17 protein-coding genes are annotated in these 15,732 nt (G+C 64.1%); 7 read left to right on the top strand and 10 right to left on the bottom strand.

Going from position 1 to position 15,732, the window contains the following annotated elements:
* Positions 1-2 precede the first annotated feature (2 nt).
* The 3 genes from LB547_RS30100 to LB547_RS30090 are packed head-to-tail and all read left to right on the top strand — an operon-like array spanning position 3 to position 1,919.
* Positions 3-884, top strand: a complete 882-nt coding sequence (locus tag LB547_RS30100; protein WP_140764033.1) for a UPF0280 family protein — start codon at positions 3-5, stop codon at positions 882-884.
* Positions 877-1,461 carry an amino acid synthesis family protein gene (locus LB547_RS30095; protein ID WP_140673666.1) on the top strand — a complete coding sequence of 195 codons (585 nt, stop codon included), beginning with the start codon at positions 877-879 and terminating at the stop codon, positions 1,459-1,461. The genes LB547_RS30100 and LB547_RS30095 overlap by 8 nt, the downstream gene beginning before the upstream one ends.
* Positions 1,458-1,919, top strand: coding sequence for a MarR family winged helix-turn-helix transcriptional regulator (locus LB547_RS30090; RefSeq protein ID WP_140493433.1), 462 nt, complete (start codon positions 1,458-1,460; stop codon positions 1,917-1,919). The genes LB547_RS30095 and LB547_RS30090 overlap by 4 nt, the downstream gene beginning before the upstream one ends.
* A 236-nt stretch (positions 1,920-2,155) precedes the next feature.
* Here the strand turns inward: LB547_RS30090 and LB547_RS30085 are convergent, their stop codons facing one another.
* From LB547_RS30085 to LB547_RS30075, 3 genes are read right to left on the bottom strand one after another with little or no spacing between them, the layout of a single operon-like run.
* Positions 2,156-3,124 carry a substrate-binding domain-containing protein gene (locus tag LB547_RS30085; protein WP_140551609.1) on the bottom strand — a complete coding sequence of 323 codons (969 nt, stop codon included), beginning with the start codon at positions 3,122-3,124 and terminating at the stop codon, positions 2,156-2,158.
* Positions 3,121-4,431, bottom strand: coding sequence for an ABC transporter permease (locus LB547_RS30080; protein ID WP_140559058.1), 1,311 nt, complete (start codon positions 4,429-4,431; stop codon positions 3,121-3,123). The genes LB547_RS30085 and LB547_RS30080 overlap by 4 nt, the downstream gene beginning before the upstream one ends.
* On the bottom strand, positions 4,428-6,011 hold the full coding sequence (locus LB547_RS30075) for a sugar ABC transporter ATP-binding protein (protein WP_140764030.1): 1,584 nt from the start codon (positions 6,009-6,011) through the stop codon (positions 4,428-4,430). The genes LB547_RS30080 and LB547_RS30075 overlap by 4 nt, the downstream gene beginning before the upstream one ends.
* A 220-nt stretch (positions 6,012-6,231) precedes the next feature.
* On the opposite strand from LB547_RS30075, the gene LB547_RS30070 reads away from it, so the two are divergent.
* Positions 6,232-7,251: a LacI family DNA-binding transcriptional regulator gene (locus tag LB547_RS30070; RefSeq protein ID WP_140491411.1), complete on the top strand. Its 1,020-nt coding sequence runs from the start codon at positions 6,232-6,234 to the stop codon at positions 7,249-7,251.
* A gap of 48 nt (positions 7,252-7,299) precedes the next feature.
* On the opposite strand, the gene LB547_RS30065 is transcribed toward LB547_RS30070, so the two are convergent.
* The 4 genes from LB547_RS30065 to LB547_RS30050 all read right to left on the bottom strand — a co-directional run bounded on the left by LB547_RS30065 (position 7,300) and on the right by LB547_RS30050 (position 11,023).
* Positions 7,300-8,301, bottom strand: coding sequence for an LLM class flavin-dependent oxidoreductase (locus LB547_RS30065; RefSeq protein ID WP_140628662.1), 1,002 nt, complete (start codon positions 8,299-8,301; stop codon positions 7,300-7,302).
* A 23-nt stretch (positions 8,302-8,324) separates the two neighbouring features.
* Positions 8,325-8,573 carry a hypothetical protein gene (locus LB547_RS30060; RefSeq protein WP_140763979.1) on the bottom strand — a complete coding sequence of 83 codons (249 nt, stop codon included), beginning with the start codon at positions 8,571-8,573 and terminating at the stop codon, positions 8,325-8,327.
* Positions 8,574-8,646: 73 nt separating this feature from the next.
* Complete coding sequence (locus LB547_RS30055) at positions 8,647-9,813, bottom strand: AI-2E family transporter (protein ID WP_140491417.1); 1,167 nt, start codon at positions 9,811-9,813, stop codon at positions 8,647-8,649.
* A gap of 151 nt (positions 9,814-9,964) precedes the next feature.
* On the bottom strand, positions 9,965-11,023 hold the full coding sequence (locus LB547_RS30050) for an LLM class flavin-dependent oxidoreductase (protein WP_140763976.1): 1,059 nt from the start codon (positions 11,021-11,023) through the stop codon (positions 9,965-9,967).
* 220 nt (positions 11,024-11,243) lie between these two features.
* On the opposite strand from LB547_RS30050, the gene LB547_RS30045 reads away from it, so the two are divergent.
* Entirely contained in the window at positions 11,244-11,672 is a 429-nt protein-coding gene (locus LB547_RS30045; RefSeq protein ID WP_140491421.1) for a DUF6481 family protein, read from the top strand.
* A 182-nt stretch (positions 11,673-11,854) separates the two neighbouring features.
* On the opposite strand, the gene sugE is transcribed toward LB547_RS30045, so the two are convergent.
* Both sugE and LB547_RS32445 read right to left on the bottom strand, forming a co-directional pair.
* Positions 11,855-12,169 carry a quaternary ammonium compound efflux SMR transporter SugE gene (gene sugE, locus LB547_RS30040; RefSeq protein ID WP_140491423.1) on the bottom strand — a complete coding sequence of 105 codons (315 nt, stop codon included), beginning with the start codon at positions 12,167-12,169 and terminating at the stop codon, positions 11,855-11,857.
* A 233-nt stretch (positions 12,170-12,402) separates the two neighbouring features.
* Positions 12,403-12,528 (bottom strand): hypothetical protein, encoded by a 126-nt coding sequence (locus LB547_RS32445; RefSeq protein WP_140491427.1) that lies wholly within the window; start codon positions 12,526-12,528, stop codon positions 12,403-12,405.
* A gap of 273 nt (positions 12,529-12,801) precedes the next feature.
* On the opposite strand from LB547_RS32445, the gene LB547_RS30035 reads away from it, so the two are divergent.
* Positions 12,802-13,755 (top strand): cation diffusion facilitator family transporter, encoded by a 954-nt coding sequence (locus LB547_RS30035; protein WP_140524219.1) that lies wholly within the window; start codon positions 12,802-12,804, stop codon positions 13,753-13,755.
* A 123-nt stretch (positions 13,756-13,878) separates the two neighbouring features.
* Positions 13,879-14,283: a GFA family protein gene (locus LB547_RS30030; protein ID WP_140491431.1), complete on the top strand. Its 405-nt coding sequence runs from the start codon at positions 13,879-13,881 to the stop codon at positions 14,281-14,283.
* 19 nt (positions 14,284-14,302) lie between these two features.
* Here LB547_RS30030 and LB547_RS30025 read toward each other — a convergent pair whose 3' ends face one another.
* Positions 14,303-15,589 (bottom strand): DNA recombination protein RmuC, encoded by a 1,287-nt coding sequence (locus tag LB547_RS30025; protein ID WP_140582827.1) that lies wholly within the window; start codon positions 15,587-15,589, stop codon positions 14,303-14,305.
* Between the last annotated feature and the right edge of the window lie 143 nt (positions 15,590-15,732).

Here is a 15,732-nt window from a genome sequence, read left to right as displayed (position 1 = left end):
CGATGAACGGCCCGCAAGCGCATTGGCTCGGGGATGGCAAGCGGCTGCACCTCAACCACGGGCCGATCGACCTGATCGTCGAGGCCTTTGGGACGCCAGGCGAATGTCGGCGAGCTTATGAGCAGGCCGTGGCGCGGTTCCAGACCATCCTGCCGGAACTGGTGGAGGAATTGCCCGAGTTGCGCCGGCCGGCCACGTTGCGCCCGCGCGCCTTCGCCGGCCCGACGGCGCGGCGCATGGAAGTCGCGGTCGCGCCGTTGGCGGACGACTTCATCACGCCGATGGCAGCCGTCGCCGGTTCGGTAGCCGACGAAATACTTGCCGCACTGATTACCGGGCGAAAACTCGATCGCGCGTATGTCAACAATGGCGGCGACAGCGCGCTTCATCTCGGTACCGGCCAGTCGATCACCCTTGCCATTGCCGGCACCGGCCATGGCCTTGCCGACCGCATCGTCATCCGCGCCGAGGACGGCGTGCAAGGCGTTGCCACCAGCGGCTGGCGCGGGCGCTCGTTTTCCTTGGGCATCGCCGACGCCGTCACCGTGCTGGCGAGGACCGGCGCAGAGGCCGATGCCGCGGCGACGCTGATCGCCAATGCCGTCGACTTGGCCAACCATCCCGCTATTCGGCGTGTGCCCGCGCATGATCTGGCGCCGGACAACGACCTTGGAGACAGGCTGGTGACGCAGGAGGTCGGTCCGCTTTCTGCCAAAGAGATTGCCACGGCGCTGGACAGGGGACTTGCCGTCGCCGAAGATTTCCGCCGCAGGGGACTGGTCGCCGCATCGGCGCTGTTCCTCGCCGGCCAGACCCGCATCGAGGGCTCAATGGCGCTTGCCGCGTCCGACAAAAGTCCAGGGAAGGAAGTTGCCCATGCCTGAGTTTCCGCTCCGCAAGATCGTGGTGCTGACCGAAGAGATCTTTCATGAGGGCGGGCCGGCGCCCAAGGTGCCGCGCCGCCGTGCCGCCGCCATGGCGCTGGTAAAGAACCCGTTCGCCGGGCGCTATGCCGAGGAGTTGCAGAGCGCCATGGACGATCTGAAGCCGCTTGGCCTGCTGCTCGCCGACCGGCTGATCGCGGCATTGGGTGGCGACGTGAAGCAGATCGACGGCTATGGCAAAGGCGCCATCGTCGGCACATCGGGCGAACTCGAGCATGGCGCGCTTTGGCATGTGCCGGGCGGCTACGCCATGCGCGAGCGGCTCGGCGACGCCAAGGCGATCGTGCCGTCGGCCAAGAAGGTCGGCGCCTTCGGCTCGCGGCTGGATGTGCCTCTCGGCCACATCAACGCCGCCTATGTGCGCAGCCATTTCGATGCGATGGAAGTCGGCGTCAGCGACGGACCGCGTCCCGACGAGATCCTGTTCTGCCTCGCCATGACCTGCGGTCCGCGAGTGCACAATCGCATGGGCGGCCTGGCCGCCGACGACATCAAGGCATGGGACGGGCTGCGGTGAGCGGCGAGGACAATCTGCTGAAGCTGGTCGAGGTCGAGGAGGCGGACGATCAGGACTACCACCTGCAGGAGCAGGTCGGCTTCATCCTGCGCAAGGCGCATCAGCGCCACGTCTCGATCTTCGCTGCCCATATCGGCGACCTGACGCCACCGCAATTCGCGGCATTGGCCAAGCTGCGCGATGTCGGGGAGACTTCGCAGAACCAGCTCGGCACGCTGATCGCCATGGATGCGGCGACGGTCAAGGGCGTCATCGACCGGCTGAAGGCGCGCGGCCTTGTCGAACTCTCCAAGCACGAGGGCGACAAGCGCCGGCTGCTGGTCAATTTGACCGCCGAAGGGCGCGAGGCGATCGAACGCCTGATCCCGCTGGCGCGCGAGATTACCGAGGAAACCTTGGCACCGCTCACGGCCAGGGAGATCGCCACCTTCATGAAGCTGCTGGCGAAATTGGCGTAGGCCGGCGACGAGGTCCTTTCCTCTCCCTCCGGACGGGAATAGGCGACGCTGCGAAGCGGCAACGGAGTGGGGGAACCACCTGGCCACCGCCGCCGACGGACATTGAAAAGGGACCAGGGCGCAAGAATCTTCCTGCACCGCGCCAAGGGTCGACTCCCACTCCGTCGAGCTTCGCTCGACACCTCTCCCCCGATCGACGGGGGAGAGGAAGGGCGCCGCTTATCTCCGGCGAAATCTCAGAGGCCGTTGTCCTTCAGCACCTGGGCGGCGTTTTCCTTGGTGATCTTCTGCGTCGGCAAGGTGATGGTCTTTTCGACCTTCTCGCCGTTGAGGAACTTGATCGCCTGCCGAAGGCCCTCGGCGCCCGGGGTGACATAGGTGAAGGTCGCCGTCAGCTCGCCCTTGTTCACCATCTGCACGCCTTCGTTGGGCAGGCCGTCAATGCCGATGAACTTGATGTCCTTCTCGCGGCCGACATCCTTGGCGGCAAGATAGGCGCCATAGGCCATCGGGTCGTTGTGGCCGTAGACGAGATCGATCTTCTCGTTGCTCTTCAGCGCGTTGGCCATCAGATTATAGGCCTGGTCCTGCTTCCAGTCGCCCGACTGCTGGTCGAGCAGGTACTTGATGCCCGGCTCCTTGTCGGTAAACTCATGGAACCCGTCATGACGGTCATGCGCCGGCTGGGTGCCCATGCCGCCCCAGATCTCGACGACATTGCCCGATGCCTTGCCCTTGCCGCCGAGCAGCTCGACTGCATATTCGCCGGCCGCGCGGCCGATCAGCTTGTTGTCGCCGCCGACGAACTGGGTGTAGTCCTTGGTGTCGACATTGCGGTCGAGCACGAAGACCGGGATCTTGGCGTCGATCGCCTGCTGCACGACGCCGGTCAGGCCGGCCGATTCCTTCGGCGACACCAAGAGCGCATCGACCTCCTGGCGGATCAGGTTCTCGACATCGGCGACCTGCTTCTCGGTCTTGTCCTCGCCGTCGGTGATGATCAGCTCGACCTCGGGGTGCTTTGCGGCCTCGGCCAGTATGTCCTTGTTGAACTGCGCGCGCCAAGGCTCGATGGTCGTCACCTGCGAGAAGCCTATCTTCCACTTCTTGTCCTGGGCCAAGGCGTGGCCGGTGGAGAGCAGCGCGGTGGTGGTCAGCAATGCCGCGCCAAGGGCGGCAAGCTTCAGCGTGTCACGTCGTTTCATTTCTTGTTTCCTCCGAGATTGAGAGACCGGGTCTCTTGCGACGGCCGTTTTGCCGCGGCCGTTTCCTTGTGCGCCGCTCCGGGCAGGCGCAGATAGGCTAGGAGATCACCGGCATTGCGCTCCTGCACGAGCACTGTGCCGATGATGATCATCCCCTTCAGCACCAGCTGAAGGTTCGAATTGATGTTGTGGAGCTGCAATATGTTGGACAGCAGCCCGAAGATCAGCACGCCGCAGAACGTCCCCGTGAGGCTGCCGCGCCCACCCATCAGGCTGGTGCCGCCGATGACCACGGCGGCGATGGCGTCGAGCTCCAGGCCGGCGCCGGCATCGGGCTTGCCTTGCCGGTACTGCGCGACATAGAGCACCGCGGCAATGCCGGCGAGCAGGCCCGAAACGGCGTAGGTGACGATCTTGACCCGGCCGGCGGCGATGCCGGAAAGCCTGGCCGCCTCCTCATTGCCGCCGATGGCGTAGACATAGCGGCCGAACGGCGTGAAGCGCAGCACCGCGCCATAGATCAGGATGGCGCCGAGGAAGAACAGGCCGGGCATCGGAATGACGCCGAACACCATCGAGCGCAGCAGCTCGAAATCCTCGGTGGCGTTCGAGCCGGTATAGACCGGCAGCACAGCATTGTTCTGGCCGGCGGTCAGCCGGGCGATGCCCAACGCCGTCACCATCATCGCCAGGGTGACGATGAAGGGCTGCAGCCGCCCGGCAACGATGATGAAGCCGTTGAGCGCACCGAACAGCAGGCCCACGCATGGCGCGACCAGCAGCACGCCGAGGACGCCGAATTTGGGCTCGACCTGCGGCAGCAGGTACCACAGGGAAAGACAGCACAGGACCACGCCGACGATTGCCGGCGTGACCAGGCCGCGGGCGCGGCCCAGCCTTGCGTCGCGCGAGGCATCGGCGCCGGCGCGCGACTTTTCGAGATTGAGGAAGATGAAGCGGGTGACGATGAAGCCGAGGCAGAGCGCCACCACGGCGACGGTGGGCACGCCAAGCACCACTCCCGGCGTCACGCCCGGAACCGTCAGCAGCATGGCGCAGACCACCGAACAGATTGCCATCAGCGAGCCGACCGAAAGATCGATGCCGCCGGTGATGATCACCGCCGTCATGCCGGTGGCGATCAGGCCGGTGGTCGACACCTGGCGCAGCACGTCGAGCAGATTGCCGTAGGACAGGAAGATGTTGTTGCCCTTGGAGCTGACCGGCGAGCCCAGCACGCCGATCAGGAAGATGGCGATGAGACCCCAATAGAGCTTGGTGCGGGACAGGAGTTTCAAGGCGGTCATGCGGCAGGTCTCGAAATCGTGCGGCGCGGCGCGGCGAGACGCATGATGGCCTCCTCGCTCGCCGCATCGCGGGAAAGGATGCCGGTCTGGCGGCCATCGGCCATCACCAGAATGCGGTCGGAGAGGTGCAGCAGTTCCGGCAATTCGGAGCTGATGACGGCAATGGCCAGCCCGTCGCGCGCAAGCTTGAAGATGAGATCGTAGATCTCGCGCTTGGCGCCGACGTCGATGCCGCGCGTCGGCTCGTCGAGAAGAAGCACGCGCGGCCGTGTCGCCAGCCATTTGCCGATGACGACCTTCTGCTGGTTGCCGCCCGACAGCGTGCCGGCTGGCTGGTCGATGTCCTCGCAGCGTATGCCGAGCGCCCGGATCGCGTGGCGCGCCAGCTCCTGTTCGCCGGCCAGAGAACGGATGCCGAAGCGCGCCAGCGATCCGACCAGCGGCAATGCGACGTTGTCTGTAATGGAAGCCTGGAGATGCAGGCCTTGGGTCTTGCGGTCCTCGGTCACGAGCGCAATGCCGAGGCGCCTGGCATCGCGCGGCGAGCGGATCTCGACCGGCGCGCCGTCGAGCCGGATCTCGCCGCCGGTGCGGCCATCGCTCGAGCCGAAGATCGCCTCCAGGATTTCGGTGCGCCCTGAACCCAGCAGCCCGCCAATGCCAAGGATCTCGCCTTCGGCGAGTTCGAAGCTGACTCCGTCGATCACGGTGCGCCAGCCATGGGCGTCGGGTTTCGTCAGCGACAGGTTCTCGACGGAAAGCACGATTTCGCCGCCGGAACGGCGCTCCTCTTCCGAGGAGGCCAGCAGGTCTCGCCCGACCATTGCCGAAATGATGGCGTTCTCGTCGAGCTCGCCCATCGGCCGCGTCAGCACGTGGCGTCCGTCGCGAAACACCGTGACCCTGCCCGCCAGGTGCATGACCTCGTCGATGCGGTGCGAGATGTAGACGATGGCGACGCCGCTGTCGGCAAGCTGGCGGATGATGCGGAACAGCCTCTGGCATTCGGCTGGAGAGAGCGCCGAAGTCGGCTCGTCCATGATCAGGATGCGCGCCGACATCGACAGCGCCTTGGCGATCTCGACCAGTTGCTGTTCGCCGACGCGCAAGGTGCCGACACGGGCTTCCGGGTCGAGCTCGATGCCCAGCCGCTGCAGAAGGGCGCTGGCGGCGCGGCTGCTCGCCTTGCGGTCGACGATCAGTCCGGCGATCAGCTTCTCGCGCCCGAGAAAGATGTTGTCGGCGACGCTGAGTTCGGGAACCAGGTTGAGCTCCTGGTGGATGATGGCAATGCCGGCGGCCTCGGCGTCGCGCACGCCGGCGAAATTCGCGGCTACGCCGTCGACGCGAACCGTGCCTTCATAACCCGTGTAGACACCGGAAAGGATTTTCATCAGCGTCGACTTGCCGGCGCCGTTCTCGCCCATCAAGGCGTGGACCTCGCCGCGCCGCAGCTCGAAACCGACGTCGACCAAGGCGGCAATGCCGCCGAAGCTCTTGGATACGTGCTCAGCGCTTAGGACGACATCCGAACGATCCGCCGCAACATCCCGACGCGCGATGGAATTTCCGTGCTCCATGACAAAGGCGGCCTCCCTTCCGTCGTCGTCTGACCTCATGAACGCTATTCTAAACGTTTCGATCCTGTCAAGCTTCTATCTGGTTAAGCGAGATTGCCTCATTTCAATTCTTGCGAAAAACCGCGATATTCCGTAGGTATGAGGTATAGTGAGGCGGCGAAACGTTTCGAAAATGGCAGGGCCAAGCAAGACAAGGCAGCGAAAATCGACGGCGCCGACCATGCTTCACGTGGCCGAAGCGGCGCGCGTGTCGGTCGCCACGGTTTCGGCCCTGATCAACGGCACGGCGACCGTCAGCCCGGAGCTCAGCCAGCGCATCGAGCAGGCGATCCGCGATATCGGCTACAAGCGCAATGCGATCGCCCGCAGCCTGAAAATGGGCACCACGCGCACCATTGGATTGACTGTCCCGCACATCACCAATCCGTTCTTCACCGATGTCGTGTCAGTCATCCAGCAGGCCTTCGACCGCGCCGGCTATGCGGTCATGCTGTGCTGCACGGACGAGGACCTCAACACCCAGGACGACCAGATCAGGCTGCTGCTCGACCGTATGGTCGACGGGCTGATCGTGGCGCGCGTCGGCGATGGGACGATCCTCAAGCGCATCGTCGACGACGCCAACGTGCCGGTCGTCCTGCTTGACCGCATCTGTGACGGCGTCGACACGGATGCCGTGGTGCTCGACAACCAGCGCGCCGTGTTCGACGCCATCACCTACCTGATCCATCTCGGGCACCGGCGCATCGGCTACATCACCGGAACGTCGGATATCTCACCGATGCATGATCGCATGGCCGGATATCGCGAAGCGCTTCAGGCAGCCGGCCTGCCGGTCGCCGAGGAGCTGGTACGTTCCGGCAATTTTCACGAGATCGACGGCTATAACGCGGCCATGCAGCTGTTGTCGCTGCACGACAGGCCGAGCGCGATCTTCTCCGCCAACAATCCGATGGTGATCGGCACCATGAAGGCGATCCGCGATATCGGCCTGTCCTGCCCGGAAGATGTTTCGATCGCCTGTTTCGACGATTTTCCGTGGTCGGACGTGTTTGTCCCGCAACTGACCACGGTGGCACAGCCGGTGCAGGCGATCGGCGAACAGGCGGCCAATTTGCTGCTCGACCGCCTTGCCGGAAATCGCGACGCGCCGCCGCGCAAGCTGGTGCTCAAAGGCCGGCTGATGATCCGCAATTCATGCCGACCGCTGGGAGCGGTGGCGCAGAGCGTGAGTGCGTAGAGCGGTTCAGCGGTTGAATCGCTATCGGCAAGCGCCGAGCTGGAAATCTCACGCCGCTTGCGACAGCGATTTGTGGGCGTCGGCCAGGATTTCGAAGGACCTCACCCGAGCCGCATGATCGAATATCTGCGCGGTGACCATCAATTCGTCGGCGCCGGTGCGGCGAACGAAGGCGTCGATGCCTTGCCGCACCGTTTCCGGCGAGCCGACGACGGCGCAGGACAGCGCCTGGCCGAGCATGGACTTGGCCATCGGATCGAGGTCGCGGTCATAATTCTCAACCGGTGGCGGCAATTTTCCGGGGCGGCCGGTGCGCAGATTGACGAAAGCCTGCTGCAGCGAGGTGAACAGCAGTCGTGCCTCAGTGTCGGTGGGCGCCGCAAAGACGTTGAGGCCGAGCATGACATAGGGCTTGTCGAGCTGTTCCGACGGCTGGAAGCGGGAGCGGTAGATGTCCAGCGCATGGTCTAGCTCGGCCGGCGCGAAATGCGAAGCGAAGGCGTAGGGCAGGCCGAGCATGGCGGCAAGCTGGGCGCCATACAGGCTGGAGCCGAGGATCCAGACCGGCACGGTCTGGCCTTCACCCGGCACGGCGCGCAGCCGCTGGCCCTCTTCCGCCGGCAGGAAATAGCCCATCAGCTCGACGACGTCCTGCGGAAAATTGTCGGCACCGGCCTCGAGATTGCGGCGCAAGGCGCGCGCCGTGTTCATGTCCGTGCCGGGCGCTCTGCCGAGGCCGAGATCGATGCGGCCGGGGAACAAGGCGGCCAGCGTGCCGAACTGCTCGGCGATGACCAGCGGCGAGTGATTGGGCAACATGATGCCGCCGGCGCCGACGCGAATGGTCTTGGTGCCGCCCGCGACATGGGCAATGACGACCGAGGTGGCGGCACTTGCGATGCCCGGCATGTTATGATGCTCGGCCAGCCAATAGCGCTTGTAGCCCAGCCGCTCGGCATGGCAGGCAAGATCGAGCGAATTGGCCAGCGACTGCGAGGCATCGCTGCCTTCGACGATCGGCGACAGGTCGAGGACGGAAAGGACTGCCATGTCAGGTCTCCACGAGGTTTATCTCAAGCACCCTGCCTCGAAGGCCGTGCGGTCGGGAATGAGGATGCCAAGCCGCCCCCGAGCGCATCGGCAAATCCGCTGGCCGCGGCCATGCGCTTCTGCTCGGCGGGGGTGCCGCGATGATGGACAGGAAATGCAAGCCCGGATCTGTCGACAGCAAATGTTGGCGACGCGCCCAGCGGCGCATCGCGCAAGCCGGCATGGCCGATGCGAGCGAAACAGTCGTCGAGGTCGAAGGAAGCATCGCTCATGGGAAGGGCACCGGCCATTGGACCGGCCGGATATAGGCATTCGAGCCAGGCGCCGCAAACCGGACGCGCGGCTTTATGCCGGAGCCTTGCCTTCCTCGGTGGCCTCATCTTCCACCGCCGAGAGATGTTGTGCCGCCAGGAAGTTGCCGACATGGCTCAGACCGTCGAAGTGATCGCAGAACACCTTGATGAGGACCAGCAGCGGCACCGCCATCAGCGCGCCGACAAAGCCCCATAGCCATGACCAGAAGGCAATGGCGATGAAGATCGCCACGGCGTTGATCTCGAGCCGCCGGCCGACAACCATCGGCGTTACGAATTGGCCTTCGACGATGTCGCACAAAAGCAGGAAGGCAGGCGCCAACAACGCATAGGAGATCGTGTCGAAGCTGATCAGCGCGATGATCGTAACCACGATGAGCGTGATCATGGCGCCGACATAGGGTAGGAAATTAAGCAGAGCGGCCGTGGCGCCCCAGACGAGCGGATTGGGCATGCCGAGTGCCCACAGCCCAAGGCCAATGATCGTGCCGAGGCCGATATTGATGATGGTGACGGTGAGCAGATAGTGCGAGATTTCCCGTTCCACGTCGTAAACGACGCGCAGCGCCCGCTTCTTCTCGGTGAGGCTGGCGAAGGACTGGATGATCTTTTCATAGAACATCGTGCCTGAAGCGAGCAGGAACAGCGACAGCACGAAGATGATGGTCAGGCTTGTTCCCGCCGAAAGAATGTTCGAGGCCGCCGACGACAGGAAGCCAGACTGGGCTACCGCGACTTTCTGTATGCCCGGTTCCTGCGACGTCTCGGTGAGGCCTTCGATCTGATGTGTAACCTCCATCATCCTCTCGAGCGGAGGCCGCAAATGCGCCAGCCGCTCGGTCAGCCGCTGGCCGATCGACGAAGTGTTGTTGATGAGATCGATCACCGGGCCGCTCAGCAGGTAGCCGGCGCTGGCGAAGAGGCAGAGGGACAGAAGCACCAGAAGCGTCGCCGAAATCACCTCGGGGATGCCGCGCTTGCGCAGAAGCCTGACGATCGGCGTCAGCGTCAATGCCAGCAGAAAGGCCAGTATGACCGGCATGAAGAAGGCACGGGCGAAATAGAGCGCGTAGATGGCCATGAAGATGAAGATGCCGACGAGCAGCGAGCGTATCAGATGCGTGTCGGCGCGGGCGGCGATGCGCGCCTCTTCTGCTTCGGAAACGCCCGCGACCGAAGCGGTGGGGTCAGCTTTCATCACGGTCCCTCGGCGGCGCACCGCAATTGGCGCAACCGCTGAGAAAACGCCCCTGCCGTTCCAAGGTTCCGTTAGCCGGCGTTGACGGCGAGCCCACGAGGCCCGCCGTCGCGGTTATTGTTCCCGCGCAATTTTTCGCGGAAGTGCAACACTACGCGGCAGGCGCCGGGGCCGGGACGGCGTCAGCCGTTTCCTTGCGCACGATCGGCGCCACCCTGGTGCCGTAGAGTTCAATCGCCTTCATGATCTTGGCATGCGGCATGATGCCGATCGCCATCTGCAGCAGGAAGCGGTCGTTGCCGAAGATCTTGTGCTGGGTGACGATCTTCTCGGTCACCTGCTCGGGATTGCCGACGAACAAGGCGCCGCTCGGGCCGCGTGACTGGTCGAAATGCGCCCGCGAGGTCGGACCCCAGCCGCGCTCGCGGCCGATGCGGTTCATCACCTCGGCCTGTGGGCCATAGAAATCGTCGGCCGCCTTCTCGGTCGTGTCGGCGATGAAGCCGTGGACGTTGATGCTGGTGGCAAGACCCTTCGGATCGGCGCCCGCGCGCCTGGCGGCCTCGCGGTAGAGGTCAAACAGCGGCGCGAACCGCGCCGGCTCGCCGCCGATGATGGCGAGCGCCAGCGGCAGGCCGAGCGCGCCCGCGCGGGCGGCGGACTGCGGCGTGCCGCCGATGGCGATCCAGATCGGCAGTTTTTCCTGCAAGGGGCGCGGGTAGACGCCGCGATCGTTGATCGGCGCGCGCAGATTGCCCGACCAGGTGATCTTCACCTGATCGCGGATGGCGAGCAGCAGGTCGAGCTTTTCGGTGAACAGCTCGTCATAATCCTCAAGATTGTAGCCGAACAGCGGAAAGGACTCGATGAACGAGCCGCGCCCGGCCATGATTTCGGCCCGGCCGCCGGAAAGAAGGTCGAGCGTGGCGAATTGCTGGAAGACGCGGACCGGATCGTCCGAGGACAGGACAGTGACGGCGCTGGTCAGTTTTATGCGTTTGGTGTGCTCGGCCGCCGCGGCCAGAGCCACGACAGGCGCGGACGCGGCATAGTCCGGCCGGTGATGCTCGCCGAGGCCGAAAACGTCAAGGCCGACCTGATCGGCCAGTTCGATCTCCTCGATCAGGTTGCGCAGCCGCTCGTGCGGGCCGATTGCGCCGGGGCCCGGCTGCGGGCTGACGTCGGCGAAAGTGTAGAGACCGAGTTCCATCTGGTGTCATCCTGGCGTTTGATTTTCGCGCTAGAGGTAGCGATCAGCCCGTATCACCACCAGAGGGTCTGACTGCGAACAGTGCGTGTCCGTTTCGGCCGCGAAGGCGTCTCCCGGCTGCAACAGCACGGAATTTCATGGCTGGCATACCGTTTTGGCGCTTGAACTCCCGGTTTTCGCGCGTATGTAAGCGTCGCGAATTGACTTCAGGGAAGTGGACTTGGCTATCTACAGGGAAAAAGACATTTTCGAGCGGCGCAACGCCGCGAACGAGGCAAAGAAGGCGCTTCTGGAGCGCTTCAAGTCGAAGCCGGCGGCGGACGATCCCGCGGTGCTGGCGCGACAGGCCGAACGCAAGGCTATCCTTGCGGCGCGTGAGATACGCGAGGCCGAGAAGGCGAGGCTGAAGCAGGAAAGGCTGGCACGCGAGGCAATCGAGAAGGCCGAGCGCGAGGCCGCAGCCGAAGCCGCACGGGTCGCGGCCGAAGAGGCGGCGCAGGCGGAAGCCAGGATTCGGGAAGCCGAAGAGGCCGAGCGCATCGCGCGTCTGCTGGCCGACGAGGCCGAGCGCAAGGCGAAGCGCGACGCGCGCTATGCGGCGCGCAAGGCGCGCACCGGCAGGACACCGCCAGGCTTTACCGGCCGCTAGCCTCAGACCGCCGGAGCAAGCTGCTTCGAGGATCAGGGTCGCTGCGAAGCGGCCCTGCATGCGTTTGTCCGCGCGCCAATTCATGCGATTGCCGACGCCGTTCGTGATGCGACTTTCGCAAAATTGCTCTGTTTGCTTCGACGCAATTCCGGATGGAAAACCGCTTCGCTTCCTGGATTGCTTTACGCCGCGAATTTCAGCCCCATAATGCCGCAGACGATGAGCGCGATGCAGGCGAGCCTGATGACGGTCGCCGGCTCGCCGAGCAGCCAGATACCGAGCAGCGCCGTGCCGACCGTGCCGATGCCGGTCCACACCGCATAGGCGGTGCCGACGGGCAGCGCTTTCAGCGCCAGTCCAAGCAGCGTGAGGCTGACGATCATCGAGGCGACCGTGAGCACGGTCGGGACGAGGCGGGTGAATCCGTCGGTATATTTGAGGCCGATTGCCCAGCCGATCTCGAACAGGCCGGCGAAAAACAGAAAAATCCATGACATGGGGAACGCTCCATCCAAGCATCGCACCGACGTCCGTTCAGGACGATGCAATGCGCGATCGACCGAGCACCGCGGCAGCCGATGCCCTATCAGACAGTGGGCGGGTCGTCCCGACCGGATTTCAGGAGATGTGGGGTCGTCCCCGCACCAGATATAGGGTGTCTTAACGCCCGATCAACAAACTGCCGGCGGTGTTCCGAACGCCGCCGGCGAACTCCATCCGAGGCACGCGACTATTTTTCCTTGAGCCTCGTTGCCTTGACCGGCGGCGCCTTGAGCGTGGGAGCAGCGGCCGGCTTCTTGGCGTCCTTCTTTGGCTTGCGGGCCTCCTTGCCTGCCTTCATCGCACCTTTTGCCATGATTCGTTCCTCCAGTTGCGGGAAGTGAAGTGAAACAAGAGAAATGCCTGTAGGCAAGGGCCGTTCGCGGTGACGGCCGCGAAAACCGGCAACCTGTTTCGGCGGCCTTATGAATCCGAACCGGCGCGCAGCGACTTGAACGGACGGGGTGTTGGTGCGTCGCGATGGCCGCGGAATTTCGGCGGGCCCGCAGCATGATCTCAAGGAAATCGGCTCCCACTTTTCCTGCAATTACTCTAGACTTCGCGTGTCGGACAGGACGACAGGGAAGCAATGGCGGGGCATGGCGGCTCTCGAACGGTCATTTACGCGGCGCTCGCCGGCAATCTCGCGATCGCGCTGACCAAATTCGTCGCAGCCTTCTTCACCGGCAGTTCGGCGATGTTTTCGGAAGGCGTGCATTCGCTGGTCGATACCGGCAATGGCAGCCTGCTGCTTTATGGCATGCATCGCGCCGCACGCCCGGCCACCCGCGCGCATCCGCTCGGCCATGGCCGCGAGCTCTACTTCTGGAGCTTCATCGTGGCGCTTCTCGTCTTCGCGCTCGGCGCCGGCGTATCGTTCTACGAAGGCGTGACGCACATCATTGCGCCCGAACCGGCCGCCAATGTCAGGGTCAATTACATCGTGCTCGGCCTGTCGTTTCTGTTCGAGGGCAGCTCATGGCTGGTGGCGCTGAGGGAATTCCGCCGGCAGAAGGGCCAGCAGGGCTGGCTGCAGGCCGTGCAATCGAGCAAGGATCCAAGCGTCTACACAGTGCTGTTCGAGGACAGTGCCGCGCTTCTCGGCCTGATCGTCGCCTTTGCCGGCATATTGGCGGCGGAGATTTTCGAGATGCCGGAACTGGACGGCGCCGCCTCGATCGGCATTGCGCTGATCCTGGGTGCGACCGCGGCCTTCCTGGCGCGCGAGAGCAAGGGGCTGCTCATCGGCGAGCCTGCTTCGCCTGCGGTGCAGAAAGAAGTGCTGGCGATCGCGCAGCAGGATCCGGCGGTGCAGCGGGCGAACGGCGTCCTGACGGTCCACCTGGGGCCGGAAGAAATCGTTGCCGGCCTGAGCATCGAATTCGAGGACCATCTGTCCGCGCCGGAAATCGAAGCCTGCGTCGAGCGCCTCGAAGCGCGGCTAAGGAAGGAAATGCCCGAGATCACCCGGCTGTTCGTCAAGCCGCAGACGACAGGCACCTGGGAACAGCGGCGCAAGCTGATCGAATCGGCATCCGAGTAGAGTTTTGAGCAGGTCTCGAAACCACATTCCACTCCTCGGGATTATGTCTTGGACCAGCGTCGCGTCGTTGCCTTGCGACGCTGCGCCGCTAAAATCAGCCGATCGAGTTTTGGAGGACTGATTATGAAGATCGACGGCGGCTGTCATTGTGGTGCCATCACCTATGAGGCGGAGGTCGAACCGGAAAAGACCTCGATCTGCCATTGTACCGATTGCCAACAGTTGACCGGTACGGCCTTTCGCGTCACCGTTCCGGCGCCTGAAGATCACTACCGGATCACAAAGGGTACACCGAAGGTCTACATCAAGACCGTGGCAAGCGGCGCCAAGCGCGTCCAGGCCTTTTGCGCCGACTGCGGTTCGCACCTTTACGCCACGTCGGTCGGAGATGGCCCAAAGGTCTACGGCATTCGAGTGGGAACCGCGCGGCAACGCCAGGATTTGATTCCGACACTGCAAAAATGGCACCGCTCGGCGCTTCACTGGCTACCTGAATTTCACGGCATGACCACAGTGGAGGAGCAGTAGCGCCGTCCGGTGCGGCGCCTCATTCGTCGCCTTCGACGACCCTCAGCCTGAGCTGGCCGGTCTTTGAATCGGCAACGCGTGGGGAATCGACAACGCGCGGGCCGGGTTCCGGCTTCGCAGGGGCTGGTGACGCCATGTCAGGGTCGGCATCGCCTCCGGGCTGCGCCCCAAACTCCAGAGCTTCGATCTTCTGGCCGCGTTTGGTCACCTTCGACGTCGAGACGAGGATGTCGTCTATATCCTTGGCCGACTGGGCAAAATGGCCCTGCAATTTGCGCACCCGCTCGTCGACGCGCGAAACATCCTCCATCAGCCGGATCACCTCGCCCTGGATCAGGTGTGCCTGCTCGCGCATACGGGCATCCTTCAGGATCGCCTGGATGACCTGGATCGACAGCATCAGGAGCGACGGCGAGACGATGACGACGCGGGCGCGGTGCGCCTTCTGCACCACCGCCTCGAAATTTTCGTGGATCTCGGCAAACACCGATTCCGACGGCACGAACATGAAGGCGGTATCCTGCGTCTCGCCCTGGATCAGATATTTATCCGCGATATCGCGGACATGCACCTCGATGTCGCGGCGGAAGGCCTGCGACGCGACCTTCTGCTGTTCGGCGCCTTCGGCGGCGCGGATGGCGTTCCAGGCTTCCAGCGGAAACTTGGCGTCGACGGCAAGCGCCGGCGCGCCGTTGGGCATCTTCACCAGGCAATCGGGACGGCTGCCGTTGGACAAGGTCGCCTGGAACTCGTAGGCGCCGTGCGGCAGACCGTCGGCGACGATCGCTTCCATGCGCGACTGGCCGAAGGCGCCGCGCGTCTGCTTGTTGGAGAGGATCGCCTGCAATTGCACGACCTGGCCGGCGAGCGACTGGATGTTGCCTTGCGCGGTGTCGATGACGGCCAGCCGCTCCTGCAATTTGGCCAGGCTCTCATGAGTGGATTTGGTTTGCTCGGTCATGGTCTGGCCGAGGCGGCCGGTCATGGCATCGAGGCGCTGGCCGATCGATTGCGTCAGTTCCGCCTGCCGCGCGCCGAAGACTTCCGCGATGGCGCCCATGCGGCCCTGCATCTCGGCTTGGCTTTGCAATATGCCGGCCATCCGCGCCTCGGCGTCGCGGGCATGGTCGGCGGCTTCGGCAGCGGCCACGGCGCGCGCCTTGGCCGAGCGCCACAGCGCGACGACAAGCGCCACGAACATGCCAAGAAACACAAAGGCCCCGAACGCCAGCGCATGGCCGAGCGTGATCGTGGTCGCGCCAAGCCGGGCGACAGGTTCCGAAAGGATGGATGTCAGGTCGTTCATGCACATAGCATAGACGATTCGGCCGGCCAGCACAGATCAAAACGTGAACGATCCCCCGGCGTACCGGTGTCGGTAGCTAATCAAGTTGTCCGGTTTGGTAGCACATGATCTGTCCGCTTCTGTTTTGGCGTCGAAGCGGTTCA

The sequence above is a fragment of the Mesorhizobium sp. B264B1B genome, assembly GCF_020165765.1.
Classification (GTDB): domain Bacteria; phylum Pseudomonadota; class Alphaproteobacteria; order Rhizobiales; family Rhizobiaceae; genus Mesorhizobium.
Note: the sequence above shows the minus strand (reverse complement) of the source record. Positions and strands in the feature narration are given on the sequence as shown.

Excerpts from the sequence above, each read along its gene's own strand:
- LB547_RS30100 (WP_140764033.1), top strand. The coding sequence starts at position 3 with ATGAACGGCCCGCAAGCGCATTGGCTCGGGGATGGCAAGCGGCTGCAC.
- LB547_RS30095 (WP_140673666.1), top strand. The coding sequence starts at position 877 with ATGCCTGAGTTTCCGCTCCGCAAGATCGTGGTGCTGACCGAAGAGATC.
- LB547_RS30085 (WP_140551609.1), bottom strand. The coding sequence starts at position 3,124 with ATGAAACGACGTGACACGCTGAAGCTTGCCGCCCTTGGCGCGGCATTG.
- LB547_RS30080 (WP_140559058.1), bottom strand. The coding sequence starts at position 4,431 with ATGACCGCCTTGAAACTCCTGTCCCGCACCAAGCTCTATTGGGGTCTC.
- LB547_RS30075 (WP_140764030.1), bottom strand. The coding sequence starts at position 6,011 with ATGGAGCACGGAAATTCCATCGCGCGTCGGGATGTTGCGGCGGATCGT.
- LB547_RS30070 (WP_140491411.1), top strand. The coding sequence starts at position 6,232 with ATGCTTCACGTGGCCGAAGCGGCGCGCGTGTCGGTCGCCACGGTTTCG.
- LB547_RS30065 (WP_140628662.1), bottom strand. The coding sequence starts at position 8,301 with ATGGCAGTCCTTTCCGTCCTCGACCTGTCGCCGATCGTCGAAGGCAGC.
- LB547_RS30060 (WP_140763979.1), bottom strand. The coding sequence starts at position 8,573 with ATGAGCGATGCTTCCTTCGACCTCGACGACTGTTTCGCTCGCATCGGC.
- LB547_RS30055 (WP_140491417.1), bottom strand. The coding sequence starts at position 9,813 with ATGAAAGCTGACCCCACCGCTTCGGTCGCGGGCGTTTCCGAAGCAGAA.
- LB547_RS30050 (WP_140763976.1), bottom strand. The coding sequence starts at position 11,023 with ATGGAACTCGGTCTCTACACTTTCGCCGACGTCAGCCCGCAGCCGGGC.
- sugE (WP_140491423.1), bottom strand. The coding sequence starts at position 12,169 with ATGTCATGGATTTTTCTGTTTTTCGCCGGCCTGTTCGAGATCGGCTGG.
- LB547_RS32445 (WP_140491427.1), bottom strand. The coding sequence starts at position 12,528 with ATGGCAAAAGGTGCGATGAAGGCAGGCAAGGAGGCCCGCAAGCCAAAG.
- LB547_RS30035 (WP_140524219.1), top strand. The coding sequence starts at position 12,802 with ATGGCGGGGCATGGCGGCTCTCGAACGGTCATTTACGCGGCGCTCGCC.
- LB547_RS30030 (WP_140491431.1), top strand. The coding sequence starts at position 13,879 with ATGAAGATCGACGGCGGCTGTCATTGTGGTGCCATCACCTATGAGGCG.
- LB547_RS30025 (WP_140582827.1), bottom strand. The coding sequence starts at position 15,589 with ATGAACGACCTGACATCCATCCTTTCGGAACCTGTCGCCCGGCTTGGC.